Consider the following 17,037-nt stretch of genomic DNA (forward strand, 5'->3'; position numbering starts at 1 on the left):
AAGACGGCTAGAATACGTCTTTGCAGCAGGTGACGGCCAATGACCCCCAACCACCCCGCGCCGCTAGTCGGCATCGTGATGGGTTCCCGCTCAGACTGGGAAACCATGCAGCACGCCGCCCAGAAGCTTGATGCTTTGGGCGTTCCGTATGAAGTGAAGGTAGTTTCAGCCCACCGGACCCCGGATGTGCTGTTCAGCTATGCCGAGCAGGCGGGCCCGCGCGGCCTGCGCGCGATCATCGGTGGCGCTGGCGGTGCGGCGCACCTGCCGGGCATGCTGGCTGCGAAGACCGCCGTGCCGGTGCTGGGCGTGCCGGTGCAGTCCAAGGCGCTCAATGGCATGGATTCGTTGCTGTCGATCGTGCAGATGCCGGCAGGCATCCCGGTGGCGACCTTTGCCATCGGCAATGCGGGTGCTTCCAATGCGGCCCTGTTCGCCGCGGCCATGTTGGCCGCCGAGCAGCCGCAGATCGGCGCCGCGCTGGAAGCCTTCCGCGCACGCCAGACCGAAGATGTCATGGCTGCGGACGATCCGCGCCAATGATCACGGTTGGCATTCTGGGCGGCGGGCAGCTGGCCCGCATGATGGTGCTGGCGGGTGCTCCGCTGGGCCTGCGTTTCGTGGTGTTCGACCCAGCCGCCGATGCGTGTGCGGGGCAGGTGGCGCCGCTGCAGGTGGGCAACTTCGATGACACCGAGGCATTGGCTGCGTTTGCTGCCAAGGTCGACGTGATCACCTTCGATTTCGAGAATGTGCCAGCCGCCAGTGCGCATTGGCTGGCCGAGCGCAAGCCGGTGTTCCCGAATCCGGCCGCCCTGGCGGTGGCGCAGGATCGGCTCAGCGAAAAGACCTTGTTCCAGGAGTTGGGTATCGCGCTGCCGGCGTTCGCCGATATCCGCAGCCGTGACGAGCTGGCCGCCAAGGCTGCCGAGTTCGGCATGCCGTGCATCCTCAAGACGCGGCGGCTGGGTTACGACGGCAAGGGTCAGTTCCGCATCCGTGAAGCATCCGATATCGATGCTGCATGGCAGGCGCTGGGCGCGCAGGTCGACAAGACCGGGCTGATCCTCGAGGGTTTCGTGGCATTTGACCGCGAAGTCAGCGTGGTCGCGGTGCGTGGTCGCGATGGTGAGTTCCGCGCCTGGCCGCTTACCACCAATTGGCACGTGGATGGAGTGTTGTCCGCCAGTCTGGCGCCGGCCGTCTTGTCTGCCGAGCAGCAGGCCACGGCGATTGCTTATGCGCGTCGCGTTGCTGAGCGTCTGGACTACGTTGGCGTATTCGCGCTGGAGCTGTTCTGCCGCGGTGATGCCTTGCTGGCCAACGAAATGGCCCCGCGCGTGCATAACTCCGGGCATTGGACCAGTGACGGCGCCGAGACCTCGCAGTTCGAAAACCACATCCGTGCCGTGCTTGGCTTGCCCTTGGGCGATACCCGCATGCTGGGCCACGCCTGCATGCTGAACTGGCTGGGGCAGATGCCCGACGCCAAAGCGGTTCTGGCCGAGCCCGCCGGTCATTGGCATGACTACGGCAAGCAGGCCCGCGAAGGTCGCAAGGTTGGCCATGCCAATTTGCGTGACGACGATCCTGCCGCGCTGGCCGATGCTTTGCAGCGTGTGGGTGAGGCTTTGGGCCGCCAGCAGCAGGTTGCACCGGCGGTGGAAACCCTTCGCCGCTGCATGATGGCGAGCTAATCATTGCCGGCGTAAGGTTCTCCAGTCCCAACTGGAGAACCAGCCATGCTCGACTGGAATGACTACCGCCGTGAGCTGAAAGGCCGTATCGGTGAACTCGGCAAGCTCTCGCCGGATACGCTCAAGGGCTACATCACCCTGAGCGGCGCAGGCGCGCAGACCAACCATCTGGACGGCAAGACCCGCGAGCTGATCGCGCTGGCGGTGGCGGTGACCACACGCTGCGATGGTTGCATCACTATCCATGTGGATGCGGCGTTGAAGCAGGGCGCCAGCCGCGAGGAGATTGCCGAGGCGCTGGGTGTGGCTGTGGCGCTCAATGCGGGTGCGGCGCTGGTGTACTCGGCGCGCGTGCTGGATGCGGTAGCTGCGCACGAGTGAGGTGAGCGGTGCTTCTGGCCCACTCCTGATTTTTCAGATCGTCATTCCCCCTGCGCGGGATGACGGTTTGTGGGCAAAGCCAAAGCGCTGCATGCCTTCCCTCGTGGCCAAGCGTACTCGTGCCGTCGCGGGGCTCTCAGCGCAACTGCGTCTCCACGAAGTCCCAGTTCACCAGTTTCCAGAACGCCTGCAGAAAGCGCGCGCGGTCATTCTGGTAATCGCTGTAGTACGCGTGCTCCCACACATCGCAGACCAGCAATGGCGTGCTGTCGCCGGTCAAAGGGGTGTTGGCGTTGCGGGTGCTGACAACGGCCAGCTTGCCGTCCGGGTGCTGCACCAACCAGGTCCAGCCCGAGCCGAACACAGCCAGGGCGGCCCGATTGAACTCTTCCCGCAGTTTCTGCACGTCGCCGAATTGACGGTTGATGTGCTCGGCCAGCACTCCCTGCGGGTCGCCACCTGCGCGCGGGTGCAGGCATTGCCAGAAGAAGTCGTGGTTCCATGCCTGCGCCGCCGCCTGGAACAGGCTGCCCTGGCTGTTACGCACGATCTCCTCCAACGGTAACGCGTCCAGCTCGGTGCCGGCGATGCGCCCATTGACCGTATCCACGTAGCCGCGATGGTGCCTGCCGTGGTGCAGGTCCAGGGTTTCGGCGGAAATGTGCGGCTGCAGCGCGGTACGGGCGTAGGGCAGTTCAGGAAGTTGGACGGGCATCGGAGATTCTTTTCGGGGCAGGGCGCCGGGAGTTGGCCGGCTCGGCTTACAATGGTCAACCACGGGAAAGTCTATCCGACCAGGACGGGCCGTTCTTTCGCAGTAGGGAGAATTCGAATGCCGGTGATGGAACAAATCCAGGCTGAGGTGGAGCAACATCCCCTTGTCCTGTTCATGAAGGGCACGCCGCAGTACCCGATGTGCGGCTTTTCCAGCCGCGCGGTGCAAGCGTTGATGGCAGCCGGGGCAATCAATCTTCGCACGGTCAACCTGCTGGAGTTCCCGGAGGTGCGGGCCAATCTGCCTCGCTACTCGAACCTGGCGACCTTCCCGCAGTTCTTCATGCACGGCGAGTTGATTGGCGGCTGCGACATCATTCTGGAGCTGCTGGAGTCCGGTGAGCTGAAAAGTATTGTTGCCGAGGCCGGGCAAGCGTGAGTGCCCAGCCTCGGGGGAGCGAGGGCGCCGATCTTGCCGGTCGGGTAATTCTGATAGCGGGTGCCGCAGGCGGTTTGGGCGCAGCGGCGACCCGGGCCTGCACGGAGGCCGGTGCGACGGTGGTGATGCTGGGCCGCAAGGTGGCCAAGCTCAATCGCGTCTACGACAGCGCCGCACAGCTTGGCCCCGAGCCGATGCTGTATCCGTTGGATCTGGAAGGCGCCAGCCCCGATGACTACGCGGCCCTGGCCGAACGGCTGGAGTCCGAGCTCGGGCGGCTGGATGGCGTGCTGCATTGCGCGGCCGATTTCGCCGGGCTGACCCCGTTTGCTTCCGGTGATCCGGCAGCGTTCGCGCGGGCGATCCACGTCAACCTGACCGCCCGCGCCTGGTTGACCCAGGCCTGCCTGCCCTTGCTGCGTCAGCGTGAGGACGCGGCGGTGGTGTTCGCGCTGGATGATCCGCGGCGGGTGGGGCAAGCCTATTGGGGGGGGTACGGGGTGGCCCAATACGGGCTGCGCGGGCTGATCGAGAGCCTGCACCACGAGCTGCGCAATGGCCCGGTTCGGGTCTGCGGTATGCAGCCGGGGCCGATGCGCACCGGGCTGCGGGCGCGCGCATTTACCCATGAGGAGGATGCGGCGCCGGTAGATCCGGCCAGTTATGCCGCCGCCAGCGTACAGCTGCTTGCCGCCAGCGGCGCACAGTGGCGTGGGAAGGTGTTGGACCTGGCCCCGTGACGATCCTTTCAGCGGCCCTGCTGCTGTTTTTGATCCTCGACCCGCTGGGCAACATCCCGGTATTCCTCAGCCTGCTCAAGCCGTTGACGCCGCGGCGGCAGCGGGTGGTGCTGGTGCGTGAGCTGCTGATCGCGCTGGCCGTGCTGATGGCCTTCCTATGGGGCGGCAAGTACGCGCTGGAACTGATGCACCTGCGGCAGGAGTCGGTGGCCATAGCCGGCGGCATCGTGCTGTTCCTGATCGGGATCCGCATGATCTTTCCCCGGCCGGAAGGCCTGATGGGGGCGGTGCCGGACGGTGAGCCGTTTATCGTGCCAATGGCGATCCCGCTGGTCGCCGGGCCCTCGGGCATGGCGGCGGTGATGCTGATGGGGAGCAGCGAGCCGGCGCGTCTGGGTGACTGGAGCCTGGCCTTGCTGCTGGCCTGGGGCGGGACGGCGGCGATCCTGATGTCCGCAACCCTGCTGTACAAACTGCTGGGGGCCCGCGCGCTGACCGCGCTGGAGCGCCTGATGGGCATGCTATTGGTCGCAATCTCGGTACAGATGCTGCTGGATGGTCTGGGAACCTATCTGGCATCCATCCGCTAACTGCTTGATCTGCCGTAAGGGAAACTGCTGCAGCGCAATACCGCTGTCTTCTTGCAGTCATAAATTGTCATTACCGTGTTAACCTTATCTTAACCGTTGCGGCTGAAACCGCCTCGGAAGGGACCCCCAGATTCAAGACGATCAGGCGCTCGGTTGACCCCGGGGCTGATGGATCGCGTTTTTTCTCAATCGCCAACTCGTTTCGAGGCTACCCACCTATGAATCACCCGCGTATCAAGATGTCCAAGCTTGCACTTGGTCTTGTCGTCGCTCTTGCGGCGGCTCCGGCTTTCGCACAGAACACCTCCGCCGGCGTCGGCGGTCAGGTCACCAACAACGGCGGCCAGCCGGTGGTTGGTGCTGAAGTCACCATCACCCACGTCGAGTCGGGCACGGTCAGCCGCGCGACCACCGATGCGTCGGGCCGTTACAACGCACGCGGCCTGCGTGTGGGTGGCCCGTACACGGTCACCATCATCAAGTCCGGTGAAGGCACCAAGACCGAAGAGGGCGTCTACCTGAGCCTGAGCCAGACCAACACCGTCAACGGTACCTTGGGCGGCGACCTCGCTGCGACCAACCTGGAAGCCGTGCAGGTCATGGCTGTCGGTGGTGGTTCGGACGTGTTCAGTGCGAACAAGATGGGTGCCGGTACCTCGGTGTCGCAGCAGCAGATCGAAGCGCTGCCGTCGATCAACCGCAACATCCAGGACTACGTGCGTCTTGATCCGCGCATCAGCCAGAGCGACAAGTCGCGTGGCGAGCTGACCGTTGGTGGCCAGAACCCGCGCTTCAACGCCATCCGCATCGACGGTATCAACACCAGCGACACCTTCGGCCTGGAATCCAATGGTTTCCCGACCATGCGTCAGCCGGTCTCGATGGATGCCATCGAAGCCATCAACATCGACGTGTCCAACTACGACACCACCATCACCGGCGCTACCGGTGCAGTGGTCGATGCCGTGACGAAGTCGGGTACCAATGAGTTCCACGGCTCGGTCTACGGTACCTACCGTGACAAGGACATGGTGGGTGATCACCCGGTCACCGATGCCAAGTTCACCGGCTTTGAAGACGAGAAGACCTGGGGCGCGACCTTCGGTGGTCCGATCATCAAGGACAAGCTGTTCTTCTTCGCCAACTACGAGAAGTACGAGCGCAGCCGCGCCGCCCAGTCCTACGGTCCGCGTGGCTCCAACGCCACCAACGTGGTCGACATCGATCCGACTTTCATCGCTGAAGCGCAGAAGATCGCCAAGGAAGTCTACGGCGTCGACATCGGCACCCTGGACGCACCTGCTGAAACCAAGCAGGAAGTGGAAGAGTACGCCGTCAAGCTGGACTGGAACATCAACGACGACCACCGCGTCTCGGCACGTTTCTCCAAGCTGGAACAGGTTGATCCGAACCTGGTCGGCAGCAGCCGCTCCACCTCCTACGGCGGCCACGGCATTTCCACCGCCGGCCCGGCGCTGGGCCTGAGCAGCCGCTGGTACGACATCAACAAGGAAGTGAAGACCAACGTCATCCAGCTGTTCAGCGACTGGAACGAAAACTTCTCGACCGAGTTCAAGGTCGGCCGCCGTACCTATGATTCGCTGAGCAACGTCTACTCCAAGCTGCCGCAGATCATCATTGGTGGTGGCCCGGGCAACTCGGCAGTTGCTCCGCCGTACCTCAATGCCGGTGCCGACGAATTCCGTCACGGCAACGACATCAGCACCAAGACCACCAATGCCTACGGCGCAGCCAACTGGTACCTCGGTGATCACACCCTGAAGTTCGGTTTCGATTGGGAATCCAACGAAATCTACAACCTGTACGCGCAGAACATCTGGGGCACCTACGGCTTCGCCAACCTGGATGATTTCCGCAACGGCCATTACTGGGTGTATGACCTGAATGCGCCGGTTCCGGGCAAGGGCATGGACTCGGTTGCGATGGAATACAAGCATCGCAACACCGGTCTGTTCGTGCAGGACACCTGGGCGGTCAACTACAACCTGAACCTGATGTTCGGCCTGCGCGTCGACATTCCGGATCTGGATGACGTTCCGGTGCACAACCTGCTGGTGCAGGAAATCTACGGTTATGACAACCGTCAGACCCTGGACAAGGCACTGGTGCAGCCGCGCTTTGGCTTCAACTACACCTTCGACAACGAGCGTCCGACGCAGCTGCGCGGTGGTCTGGGTCTGTTCCAGGGTGCGGCGGCCAATGTGTGGGTGGGTAACTCCTACCAGAACAGCGGTTTCGGCCTGATCGGCTACAACCAGCGCATCACCGCCGGCATGACCCAGGCGCAGCGCGAAGCGATCTGGGCGAACCTGCCGGTTTCGCTGGACCCGAACAACCCGACCGTGCCGTCGCCGGCAGCGGGCTACACCATGATGGTCAACCTCATGGAAAAGGACATCGCACAGCCGTCGGTGTGGAAGGCCAACCTGGCGTTCGATCACGAACTGCCGTGGTACGGCGTCGTGGGCTCTGTTGAGTTGCTGTACACCAAGGTCAAGGATGCGATCGCATTCCAGCGCCTGGACCTGGGCAACGTCAATGCCGTGCGCGGCCAGGACGGCCGTGACATGTACTGGGTGAACCCGTACACCGCGACCGGCGTGCGCGCTGGCAGCAACACCGGCGTCGCCGGTATCGCTGACACCATCCCGGGCTACGAGAACGTGACCGGTTGGCACAACGATGGCGTGATCCTGCTGAAGAACACCGACAAGGGTCGCAGCTACCAGTTCACCGCCAGCCTGAGCAAGCCGCTGACCGACGTCTGGGGCTGGTCGCTGGGTTACACCTACACCGACGCTACCGAAGTCAGCCCGCTGACCTCCTCGCGTGCGATCTCCAACTGGAACAACGTCGCCGGCATCAACCCGAATGATGTGGTTGCTTCGACCTCGAACTATGAGGTCAAGAACCGTTTCACCGGCAGCCTGCAGTTCCGCAAGGCGTTCTTCGGTGACAACTACACGACCTTCTCGATGTTCTACGAAGGCCGTTCGGGCCTGCCGTACAGCTGGCGCTTCCTGAACGACGCCAACGGCGACGGTTACAGCAACGACCTGTTCTACGTGCCGGCTGGCCGTGGCGACGTCAAGTTCGTTGGTGGCGCCTCGATGGAAGATGCCTTCTTCGCTTGGTTGGATGGTCAGGAAGGCTTGGCCGGCTATGGCGGCAAGATTGCGCCGCGTAACAGCCAGCGCAATGCCTGGGTCAACACCTTCGACGTCCGCATCAGCCAGGAACTGCCGACCTTCTTCAAGGGTCACAAGGCTGAGATCTGGTTGGACATCATGAACGTCGGCAACCTGCTGAATAAGGACTGGGGACAGGTCAGCTACGCCTCGCCGTTCAGCGACCGCGGTGCTGCAACGTTCAAGGGCATCGACCAGGCCACCGGCAAGTACATCTACGACTTCGACGCGAGCAAGGTCACCAAGGTCAACCTGACCGATTGGGAATCGCGCTGGTCGATGCAGATCGGCTTCCGCTACAAGTTCTGATCGTTTGACTGATCAGATGTGAATCGAAAACGGCCGGGGCAACCCGGCCGTTTTCTTTTTAATGGGGGGAGCGCTAAAGTCGATCGCCAAAGAGGAAGGAGCAGTTGTGGAAATGACCAAGAGTGAAGTGGCAGCGAGGGCGTTGCCGGTGCAGGACGCACGTATTTATCCGCGCGGTGGTCTGGATGTGTTGTCGCGGGCAGAAGTGGCGCGGTTGCGCGACGCTTCCGGTGGCGGCATGCATGAACTGCTACGCCGTTGTGCGCTGGCGGTGCTGACCAGTGGCAGTGCATCGGACGACCCGCGCGCTGCGCGCGATCTGTATCCGGATTTCGATGTGCAGGTCACCCAGCAGGATCGTGGTGTCCGCATCGACCTGAGCAATGCGCCGGCGGTGGCCTTCGTTGATGGTGAAATCATCCGCGGTATCGCCGAGCTGCTGTTCTCGGTGGTGCGCGACCTGGCTTACATGGCCATTGAGCTGGGGCCGGAATACGCCTCGGATCTGGAGACCTCGGACGGCATCACCAATGCGGTGTTCGGCGTGCTGCGCAATGCACGCATCCTGCAGCCCAGCGACCCGAACCTGGTCGTGTGCTGGGGAGGTCATTCGATCTCGCGTGACGAATACCTGTACACCAAGCAGGTCGGCTATGAACTGGGCCTGCGCGGCTTGGACATCTGCACCGGCTGCGGCCCGGGTGCAATGAAGGGGCCGATGAAGGGTGCCACGATTGCCCACGCCAAGCAGCGCAAGACCAATACCCGCTACATCGGCATCACCGAGCCGGGCATCATCGCGGCCGAATCGCCGAACCCGATCGTCAACCATCTGGTGATCATGCCGGACATCGAGAAGCGCCTGGAGGCGTTTGTCCGTCTCGGCCACGGCATCATCGTGTTCCCGGGCGGCGTCGGCACCGCCGAAGAGATCCTGTACCTGCTCGGCATCCTGTTGAGCGAGGAGAACAAGGATCTGCCGTTCCCGCTGATTCTCAGTGGCCCGGCCATCGCTGCCCCGTACTTCCAGCAGATCGACCGCTTCATCCGTCTGACGCTGGGTGACAAAGCGGCCGAGCGCTACGAAATCATAGTTGGTGACCCGGTGGGCGTGGCCCGCAAGATGTCACAGGGCATCAAGCGCGTGCGCGAGTTCCGTCTGGCGCAGCGCGATTCGTTCTTCTACAACTGGCAGGTGGAGATCCCGCTGCCCTACCAGCAGCCGTTCGTGCCTACGCACGAAGCCATGGCTGGGCTGGACCTGCACAAGGGGCGTCCGGCCCCGGACCTGGCCGCTGACCTGCGCCGCGCGTTCTCCGGCATCGTCGCCGGCAACGTCAAGGAAGAGAGCATGGCCCGGATCGAGGAATTCGGCCCGTTCAAGATCCACGGCGATACCGAGATGATGCAGGCGCTGGACGAGCTGTTGCGCGCGTTTGTAGAGCAGCGCCGGATGAAGATCTCCGGTGAGTATCGTCCTTGTTATCAGGTGGTTGCTTGATTCAACGCCGGTGATTGCAGGAGCCCTCTGCGCGCAATGTGCAGGGGGCTGTTGTGGGAGGTGTGCGGGGGCAGGCCAGTGTCGCTGATCCTGGGTGATGGAGGCTCGTCTTGATGCGCAAGGCTGATGCCTGGTTTGCCTCGATGCGTGTGCTTTCTGGTGGTCGCTCAGGCGGGGAGGGTAACGGTCGCAATGTGGCGTCCGTTCTCGACGCGCGTGGTGACTTCGCCTTCGCCATTGGTCATGGCGTGAATGCGGGCCTTCGTGGACTCCAGCCCGACCTTGTGACCAGTGCGCGGTGATAGTGGCGGCGCAGCAGGTAGGTCGTTCTCGATCGTGACCATGATCTGTTGTTTGTTTTGTGCCACCGTGACGTGGATATCGCCACCGTCTGCTGATGGTTCAATGCCATGGTGGATGGCGTTCTCGATCAATGGCTGGATGGAAAGTGCGGGCACCAGCAATGGTGGAAGTGGCGTGGGCAGTTGCCAGTGGATGCGCATCCGATCCCCGAAGCGCAGGGCTTCGATTTCTACATAGCGTCTACAGAGCGCCATTTCTTCGGTCAACGGGATTTCCTGTGGTCCGGCCAGCGCGGCGCGGAACAGGTCTGCCAGGTCCAGCAACAAGCGCTCGGCATCTTCCGGACGCTGATGGACCAGCGCGGCACCGGTGTTGAGTGTATTGAACAGAAAATGCGGGCGGATGCGGGCCTGCAGTGCCTCCAGTTCTGCCTGTGTTGTGCGAACCGCCAATTGGCGCGCGCGCAAGTGGTTTTGGAACGCGGCCAGTCCAAGCAGGCCGAAAATGACGATGATCCCCGTGAAGCGGAGCAGCGTGGGTAGCCAGTTCTCCGAAGAAATGGGTAGCAGGCCTTTTAGTGCCCACCAGCTCGCGGTGCAAACCAGAAGGTTGCAGGCGATCAGGACCAGTAGCGTGATATTGGCGATCCAGGTGGCTGGTAGCCGGGAAAGGGGGGCGCGCAGCAGATAGAGCGCCCCCAGGGCTGACAACGATATCCACTGCACCATCAGCGACAGGGCACCGAACAGCACCCAGCGGCTGCCGTTATGTTCCGGCGCCAGTGCCAGGATGATGGCGAGGCCTTCCCCGGCAAGAATCGTCCAGATGATTGCCGGAGCCTTCCACAATGTGTCCAGCGGCGTGAGGGTGGGTCGTTCTGGCATGGGAGGAGGGCGCTTTGCCATTGGTCATGGGCGGTGTGCCGTCCATCGGTCAGTTGGTGACTGGCGGGCGGGGCTGGCTTAGCGTGTCAGCTTAGTCAATCTGGGGAGCTTGCGCATGATCGGTAACTTGCCGACAGGTGGCGTGAGGGCGCTTGGGAAGCGCTTTGGCAAAGGCTTTACGGTGGTCGAACTGATGGTCACGGTGGCAGTGGCGGGGATTATTGCTGCGATCGCCGCACCCAGTTTCGGCAAGATGATCAGCCACAATCGACTGGTGTCCAGCAGCAACGAAATGATCGCGGCACTGCAGGTTGCCCGGACCGAGGCGGTCACGCGGCGGCAGCAGACGACCTTTTGCCCCAGTACGGACGGCACGACCTGTTCGGGCGCGGCGGGTAGCCAATGGATCGTGTTTTCGTCCAGGAATGGCGTCAACACGCAGCTGCGCTCGGTGGCGGCGAATCCCAAGATGGTCGTGAAGACCAGTGCCAACGTAACCGGCGGCAATGGACGTATTACGTTTACACCGGCTGGGTTTGTCCAGGTGGGCGCGAAAAGCAGTGGCACCATCTCCGTGTGTGCGGCTGACCTGTCCGGGCAGAACGCGGTGGATATTTCCGCTGCGGTGGTGCGCATCACCAGTGCCAAGCGTGAGGCGGGGGCGGGTTGCTCCGCGCCGGGAGACATATGATGAATGCTAATCGACGTTTCAATGGCCGCCCGCTCAAGCAGCGTGGCATCGGCATGGTCGAAGTGATGGTTGCCGTGCTGGTGCTGGCGATCGGGGTGCTGGGCATCGCCGCTCTGCAGGCTATTACCTTGAAGAACACCGGCAGTTCTGCCAGTCGGACCCAGGCGGCTGTACAGGTGTATTCGATGATGGACATCATCCGTGCAGATCGCGCCAACATTGCCAACTACAACACCAATACTTTCGTTGAAGGTGATGGCTCCGGAGCCCCTGGCAGCATGGACGCTTGGTTGAGCGATCTGAAGCAGACTGTTGCGCCTGATGCGATGGGCAGGGTGGTATGCATTGCCAACGATATGACCTGCACGGTCAGTGTTCAGTGGAACGACACGCGAGCCACCGGTGGCATCGCAACGGAGCAGGTCGAGGTGGCCAGTCAGCTATGAACGCCAATATGGGAGCCCGTCAGCGGGGCTTTACGCTGATCGAATTGATGGTGGCCTTGTTGTTGGGCTTGCTGGTGGTTGCTGCTGCGGGCAGCATTTTCATGTCCAATCGGCGCGTGTATGGATCCAGCGAGGCCGTGGGTCGCATCCAGGAGAACCAGCGCGCAGCGTTCGAGATGATTGCGCGGGATATTCGCGAAGCTGGCATGAACCCCTGTTCCCGGTTCAACGCTGCCAACCCGATCACGGTGCAGATTGCGGCGCCCGATGCGCAGTTCTGGAGCCGGTTCCAAAACGGTGTGTTCGGCGGTAAGGACGGTGGGCGCGACTTTGTTGCGTTGTATCTTGCCAATGGCCCGCAATACCGCGTTGCAAGCCACTCGCGGCCGAACAGCGCACTGACCTTGAATACCGTGGACAAGCTGGCTGCGGGCGAGCAGTTGATCGCCTGCAATAGTGACCATGCCATCGCTTTCACGGCGACCGGCATCTCCGGGGCGACCGTGGAGCATGCCACGGGTGCCAATTGTGGAGCGGGGCTTACGCCGGCGCCAGAAGCCAGCAGGTGCACCGAAGCAGAGTCCGGTCCCGGCTATTGTTTCAATGTGCCGGGCGTGCCGACCGCAGCGGATTCACTTGCTTGCCCGCGAGGTATAGGCCGTTCACCAGCCTTCGTTGTGGCGCCGTACGAGGCGCGCTGGACTGTAGAGGACAATGGCCGCGGTGGGACATCGCTGTATCGCGCTGCGCAGAATGCCCGCAGCGAGATTGCCGAAGGCATTACCAGCATGACCGTTCTTTACAAAGTCGGGGATGCCGCTGGATATGTGGACGCTGCAACTGTCACGGGCGGCAGCAACTGGTCGCTGGTGACCGCGGTTCACCTTGCGATGACCTTCCAGGCGCAACGCGGTGCGATGACGGCAAGCGACGTGAAGGGTGAGGATGGTGCGGTGCTGCAGCGGACCATGCAGGACTTCATCGTGCTGCGTAACCACCAGGACGACATCCTATGAACAAGAGATCTTGCTATTCGATACCTCAGCGGCAAACCGGCGCTGCGCTGATCGTGGTGCTGATGTTGCTGATTGTAATTACCCTGCTGGGCCTGGCCTCAATGCGCGGAGCCATCATGCAGGAGCGCATGGCGGCCAATACCATCTCACGCGGATTGGCATTCCAGGCGGCTGAGGCCGGTTTGCGCCAGGCTGAGATCGTGGTGCGTGATGCGGCCGCGATCAACTTCCCTGCTTCCGGTTGTTCAAAGGGGCGTTGCGCGATGCCGGACCCAAATGCGGAACCAGCATGGGCTGCGAAGGATTTCTGGGCTGATGGCGGTGGCCAGTACCAGGACGGCACGGCAGTCAAGAGCGGGGATGGTGTCTCGCTATCTCCGCGCTTCGTGATCGAGGACTTTGGTACCTCGGTCAATGGTGGTGGCGCCTCGGATTGCATCGACCTTTCCAAGGCCTGCATCAGCACCACGGAGCAGAGTGTTTACCGGATCACCGCACGTGCCACCACGCCCGCGGGCGCGGAGGTCATTGTTCAATCGTTGTATCGCCGCTGACGGGGCATGACATGAAAAACAAATCGCATTCCAAATCCGCCCTGGCCGAGCGCTTGCGCGTTGGCACGGGTGTCACGTTGGTGTCGATGATGGCTGCGGCGTCGGCGCAGGCGGCGGATACTTCGTTTCCGAACTACCCGCTGTTGACCGGTGGTGATTCGGTTCCGCCGAACATCATGATGATCCTGGATGATTCGGGGTCCATGCAGGCGGTTCATATGCCGGTCGACAAATATTCGTTGAGCGACAACGTCAGCGATCGGTCCTTTATCAACAATACGCTTTATTACAATCCCGATCGCAATTATCACCCGTGGCGCACCTCGAATGTGGATCTTGACGCGCGGTTGGGTCAGGCGGATTTCAAGAAGGTTTCCAGCTCCATTACAGGGACGGGAAGCCAGGATCTGGATCTGCGTGATACCGAGGAGTCATATTTTTACATTCCAAAGTCGGGTGTCACCAATCCCGGTACCAATTCGAATTCGTACGACAAGTACCGCATCGTCAGCTCGACGTCCTCGAGCAGTGTCAATGGTGGCGTGGTGCAGCGCCAGTCTGCAGAAAGCAGCCAGGTATTGAGTGGTTCAACCTCGGTTTCGGGCAGGTCCAGCTCTGCATGCTTCGCTGTGCCAGTGGCGGATTGGGAGTCTGTTGTATTCCGGGTCGCCGGTAGCAGCAATGCGGATCTGTATGTTTTTTCGTCCAGTAATTGTAGTTCTGGGCAATTGGCTGCTGTAACCAATAGTAATAATCCAAAGACGCAGACTTTGGATGTTACTGCTCGATCGGTGGTGTATCTGCAGATTCGCAATGCAAATCGGAACGACATTTCAAATATCAGTTATTCGGCTACCGTGTCCCGGAGTTGGGTGAACGTGACACCGCCGCGAACGGTCAAGGACAAGGATGGCAACGTGCTTGCGGCCCGTACGCAGGCCGAAGAGTTGCAGAACTTCGCAAACTGGTATCAATATCATCGTACGCGCAACAAGATGGCCAAGGCAGGTGCATCCGAAGCCTTCGGCCGCCTGGGCAAGAACTTCCGTGTTGGCTTTGACACGATCTGGAACAGGGGCGGTGCGCGAGTGGATGTGGCGGGGTCAGCTCCGGCCTATCCGATCCCCTATGAGACCGATGGTGGTTTGTTCGCGGGTAGTAATCGTGACGCATTCTATGGTCGTTTGCAGGCTGCCAGTGCCAGTGGCAATACACCCTTGCACGGCGCACTGCAGCGCAGTGGGCGCTACTTCAGCAGCGATGATCCCTGGAAAGATGCCACCGGCAATATGCTGGCCTGTCGCCAGAATTATGCGTTGTTGACCACGGATGGCTACTGGAATCAGGCTGATAACGCGGGCGGATACACCACCAAGCTGAACAATGCTGACGAGGGTAGTACCTACGGAGATACTTATTCCAATACGCTGGCCGACGTGGCTTACCACTATTGGAAAACAGATCTGAAGCCCACGTTGGCCAACGACGATACGCTGAACACATGGCAGAACATGGTCACATTTGGCATCTCGATCGGCTTGCAGGGGACGATGGATCCGAATAACCCGGTGCCACCCGGGTATAAGTGGCCTGACCCGATCAAGAATAGCGGCGCGCAACGCATTGATGATCTTTTCCATGCCAGCTTGAATGGGCATGGCAGCTTCGTTGTCGCGACCGACACGGATAAATTCGCAGACGCGCTGGATGCGGCATTGAAGAACATCGCAGCGCGCAGCGCGTCCGGCTCCAATATCGCATCCAGCTCGACCAAGACCGAATCAACAACCTTGACCTTCGTTGCCGGTTTCACTTCGGGCAGCTGGATTGGCGACATGATCGCCAGTCCTTTCAATGCGGCGCTGACCGGGGTGTCTGACAAGCCGTTGTGGACCTTGTCCAAGACCTTCGCTGCTGGCGGCGTCAATGCCAATTTCGCGCAGCGCACGGTCTTGACCAGCTTTGGTGGCAGCGCAAAGGTATTCAACAATGCGCTTGCATCGCCAGGTGTTTTTGCGCGTACTGCGACTGGCAAGGCGGCGGCGGTCAGTGCTGCCGACAATATCGACTATCTGCGTGGGACGCAGACCAAGGAAGAAGGTCAGAAGGATGGCACGCTGCGCAAGCGCGCCTATCCACTTGGTGACATCGTCGACTCCTCGCCTGCCTTTGTTGAGGACTCCGGCACGGTGTTCGTGGGAGCCAATGACGGAATGCTGCACGCCATCAGCGTGAAGGACGGCAAGATTCTGTTCTCCTACGTGCCCAAGGGTCTGGATTTCGTGGAGATGGCCAAGCTCAGTGCGCCGGACTATGAGCATCACTATTTCGTTGATGGACAGATGGATGTCATTAGTCGTGCCAACCAGGGGAGCGGCAAGAATATTCTTGTGGCGGCGCTGGGGCGTGGTGGTCGCGGCGTATTTGCACTTGATGTGACCGATCCTGCCGGCATGGGTACCTCGAAAGTGCTTTGGGACAATACCTTCCAGACGCCGGCGACGGGCGCGGATCCCGATGGTGACATGGGCTATGTGTTCGGTGCGGTGCGCATCCGGAAGGGCAATGCAGGCAAAACATATGCGTTGGTGCCCAACGGCATCGACAGCGCCAATGGATCAGCGACGCTGTATGCCTATGAATTGTCGTCCAGTGGTTCCGTGGAAAGGACGCATAAACTGGTTGCCGATGCGGCTGGTGGCAATGGCCTGATGTCTACCGGTATGGCCGACCTGAATGGTGACGGCAAGATCGATGTGGTTTACGGTGGTGATCTGAAGGGCAATATCTGGCGCTGGAACTTCGAGGGCGTCGATCCTGGCGCCGCAGTGAAGCTGTTCCAGGCTGTTGATTCGGCAACGGCGGCAAAGCCGCAGGCGATCACCGGAGGCTTGGGCGTGGGGCGTGATACGTCCGGCAAGGTGTTTGTCGGGTTTGGTACTGGTCGTTTCATCTCCAATGGCGACGTTCCCGGTGACGGCGTTGTCTCGCAGGTTCAGAGCATCTACGGAATCGTTGATACCAACACGACCATCGCCGGGCGCGCGGAACTGGAGCGACGGACCATTCCGTTCTCCGGCAAGACCAAGGACGGCCAGGATGCGCGTGGCTTTGAGTCCTACTCGGTACTGAGTGGTGGCAAGCAGGGCTGGTACATCGATCTGCCGGTTCCCGAGCGGGTGAGCAGTGGGCCGACGATCTATGGCTCGGCGATGTATCTGACCTCGGTGATCCCCGCGACTGGCGTGGATTGCAGTGGCGCGAGCGGAAAGGGCTTCGTCAACGCCATCAATCTGTTTACCGGTACCAGCCCCAAGAGCGGCGGCTATTTCGCTGATCCGACGGGATTGACTGACAAGGACGGCAACACCGGTGTGATCGGCTCCGTGGGAGTGAAAGGCGGCATGCCGACCGAGGTCAATCTCACCGATACGCTGGTGACCGTGGGTACTGGTACTGGGCCAAGTGAACTGAGTAGTGGCACCAAGAGTGATGCGATCAACCCGCCTACCGGTGGCCTGCCGAGTCGTATCAGTTGGCGCGAGATCCTGCCGGAGTGAATG

Annotated in this window: 15 protein-coding genes; 13 read left to right on the top strand and 2 right to left on the bottom strand. The window is 61.3% G+C overall.

The features are described from left to right. The first annotated feature begins 39 nt into the window (after nucleotides 1-39). The 3 genes from purE to ACVOLS_RS14455 are packed head-to-tail and all read left to right on the top strand — an operon-like array spanning nucleotide 40 to nucleotide 2,078. Nucleotides 40-543: a 5-(carboxyamino)imidazole ribonucleotide mutase gene (gene purE, locus ACVOLS_RS14445; RefSeq protein ID WP_057629361.1), complete on the top strand. Its 504-nt coding sequence runs from the start codon at nucleotides 40-42 to the stop codon at nucleotides 541-543. After that, nucleotides 540-1,697, top strand: a complete 1,158-nt coding sequence (locus ACVOLS_RS14450) for a 5-(carboxyamino)imidazole ribonucleotide synthase (protein WP_481546167.1) — start codon at nucleotides 540-542, stop codon at nucleotides 1,695-1,697. Before purE ends, ACVOLS_RS14450 begins: the two co-directional genes overlap by 4 nt. Before the next feature lie 45 nt (nucleotides 1,698-1,742). Then, nucleotides 1,743-2,078, top strand: coding sequence for a carboxymuconolactone decarboxylase family protein (locus ACVOLS_RS14455; protein ID WP_481546168.1), 336 nt, complete (start codon nucleotides 1,743-1,745; stop codon nucleotides 2,076-2,078). Between the two features lie 136 nt (nucleotides 2,079-2,214). On the opposite strand, the gene ACVOLS_RS14460 is transcribed toward ACVOLS_RS14455, so the two are convergent. After that, entirely contained in the window at nucleotides 2,215-2,793 is a 579-nt protein-coding gene (locus tag ACVOLS_RS14460; RefSeq protein WP_481546169.1) for a superoxide dismutase, read from the bottom strand. 117 nt (nucleotides 2,794-2,910) lie between these two features. Between ACVOLS_RS14460 and grxD the strand changes: the two genes are divergently transcribed. The 5 genes from grxD (at nucleotide 2,911) to ppnN (ending at nucleotide 9,580) form a co-directional block, all read left to right on the top strand. Continuing rightward, a complete protein-coding gene (gene grxD / locus ACVOLS_RS14465; protein ID WP_481546170.1) occupies nucleotides 2,911-3,231 on the top strand; it encodes a Grx4 family monothiol glutaredoxin in 321 nt (106 codons plus the stop codon). Continuing rightward, nucleotides 3,228-3,971: an SDR family NAD(P)-dependent oxidoreductase gene (locus tag ACVOLS_RS14470; RefSeq protein ID WP_481546171.1), complete on the top strand. Its 744-nt coding sequence runs from the start codon at nucleotides 3,228-3,230 to the stop codon at nucleotides 3,969-3,971. Before grxD ends, ACVOLS_RS14470 begins: the two co-directional genes overlap by 4 nt. Next, nucleotides 3,968-4,561, top strand: coding sequence for a YhgN family NAAT transporter (locus tag ACVOLS_RS14475; RefSeq protein ID WP_481546172.1), 594 nt, complete (start codon nucleotides 3,968-3,970; stop codon nucleotides 4,559-4,561). The genes ACVOLS_RS14470 and ACVOLS_RS14475 overlap by 4 nt, the downstream gene beginning before the upstream one ends. Before the next feature lie 218 nt (nucleotides 4,562-4,779). Further along, complete coding sequence (locus tag ACVOLS_RS14480) at nucleotides 4,780-8,079, top strand: TonB-dependent receptor (RefSeq protein ID WP_481546173.1); 3,300 nt, start codon at nucleotides 4,780-4,782, stop codon at nucleotides 8,077-8,079. A 112-nt stretch (nucleotides 8,080-8,191) separates the two neighbouring features. After that, complete coding sequence (gene ppnN / locus ACVOLS_RS14485) at nucleotides 8,192-9,580, top strand: nucleotide 5'-monophosphate nucleosidase PpnN (RefSeq protein WP_481546174.1); 1,389 nt, start codon at nucleotides 8,192-8,194, stop codon at nucleotides 9,578-9,580. 167 nt (nucleotides 9,581-9,747) lie between these two features. Here the strand turns inward: ppnN and ACVOLS_RS14490 are convergent, their stop codons facing one another. Then, nucleotides 9,748-10,767 (bottom strand): sensor histidine kinase, encoded by a 1,020-nt coding sequence (locus tag ACVOLS_RS14490; RefSeq protein WP_481546175.1) that lies wholly within the window; start codon nucleotides 10,765-10,767, stop codon nucleotides 9,748-9,750. Between the two features lie 115 nt (nucleotides 10,768-10,882). Between ACVOLS_RS14490 and ACVOLS_RS14495 the strand changes: the two genes are divergently transcribed. From ACVOLS_RS14495 to ACVOLS_RS14515, 5 genes are read left to right on the top strand one after another with little or no spacing between them, the layout of a single operon-like run. Continuing rightward, the gene (locus ACVOLS_RS14495; RefSeq protein ID WP_481546176.1) at nucleotides 10,883-11,458 is read left to right on the top strand and encodes a GspH/FimT family pseudopilin; all 576 of its coding nucleotides are present in this window, start codon (nucleotides 10,883-10,885) and stop codon (nucleotides 11,456-11,458) included. Then, entirely contained in the window at nucleotides 11,458-11,904 is a 447-nt protein-coding gene (pilV, locus tag ACVOLS_RS14500) for a type IV pilus modification protein PilV (RefSeq protein WP_481546177.1), read from the top strand. The genes ACVOLS_RS14495 and pilV overlap by 1 nt, the downstream gene beginning before the upstream one ends. Beyond that, on the top strand, nucleotides 11,838-12,920 hold the full coding sequence (locus tag ACVOLS_RS14505) for a prepilin-type N-terminal cleavage/methylation domain-containing protein (RefSeq protein WP_481546178.1): 1,083 nt from the start codon (nucleotides 11,838-11,840) through the stop codon (nucleotides 12,918-12,920). Before pilV ends, ACVOLS_RS14505 begins: the two co-directional genes overlap by 67 nt. Continuing rightward, the gene (locus ACVOLS_RS14510; protein ID WP_481546179.1) at nucleotides 12,917-13,474 is read left to right on the top strand and encodes a pilus assembly PilX family protein; all 558 of its coding nucleotides are present in this window, start codon (nucleotides 12,917-12,919) and stop codon (nucleotides 13,472-13,474) included. Before ACVOLS_RS14505 ends, ACVOLS_RS14510 begins: the two co-directional genes overlap by 4 nt. A gap of 11 nt (nucleotides 13,475-13,485) precedes the next feature. Further along, nucleotides 13,486-17,034 carry a pilus assembly protein gene (locus ACVOLS_RS14515; protein ID WP_481546180.1) on the top strand — a complete coding sequence of 1,183 codons (3,549 nt, stop codon included), beginning with the start codon at nucleotides 13,486-13,488 and terminating at the stop codon, nucleotides 17,032-17,034. Nucleotides 17,035-17,037: the final 3 nt, after the last annotated feature.

This window comes from Stenotrophomonas sp. STEN038 (assembly GCF_056759895.1).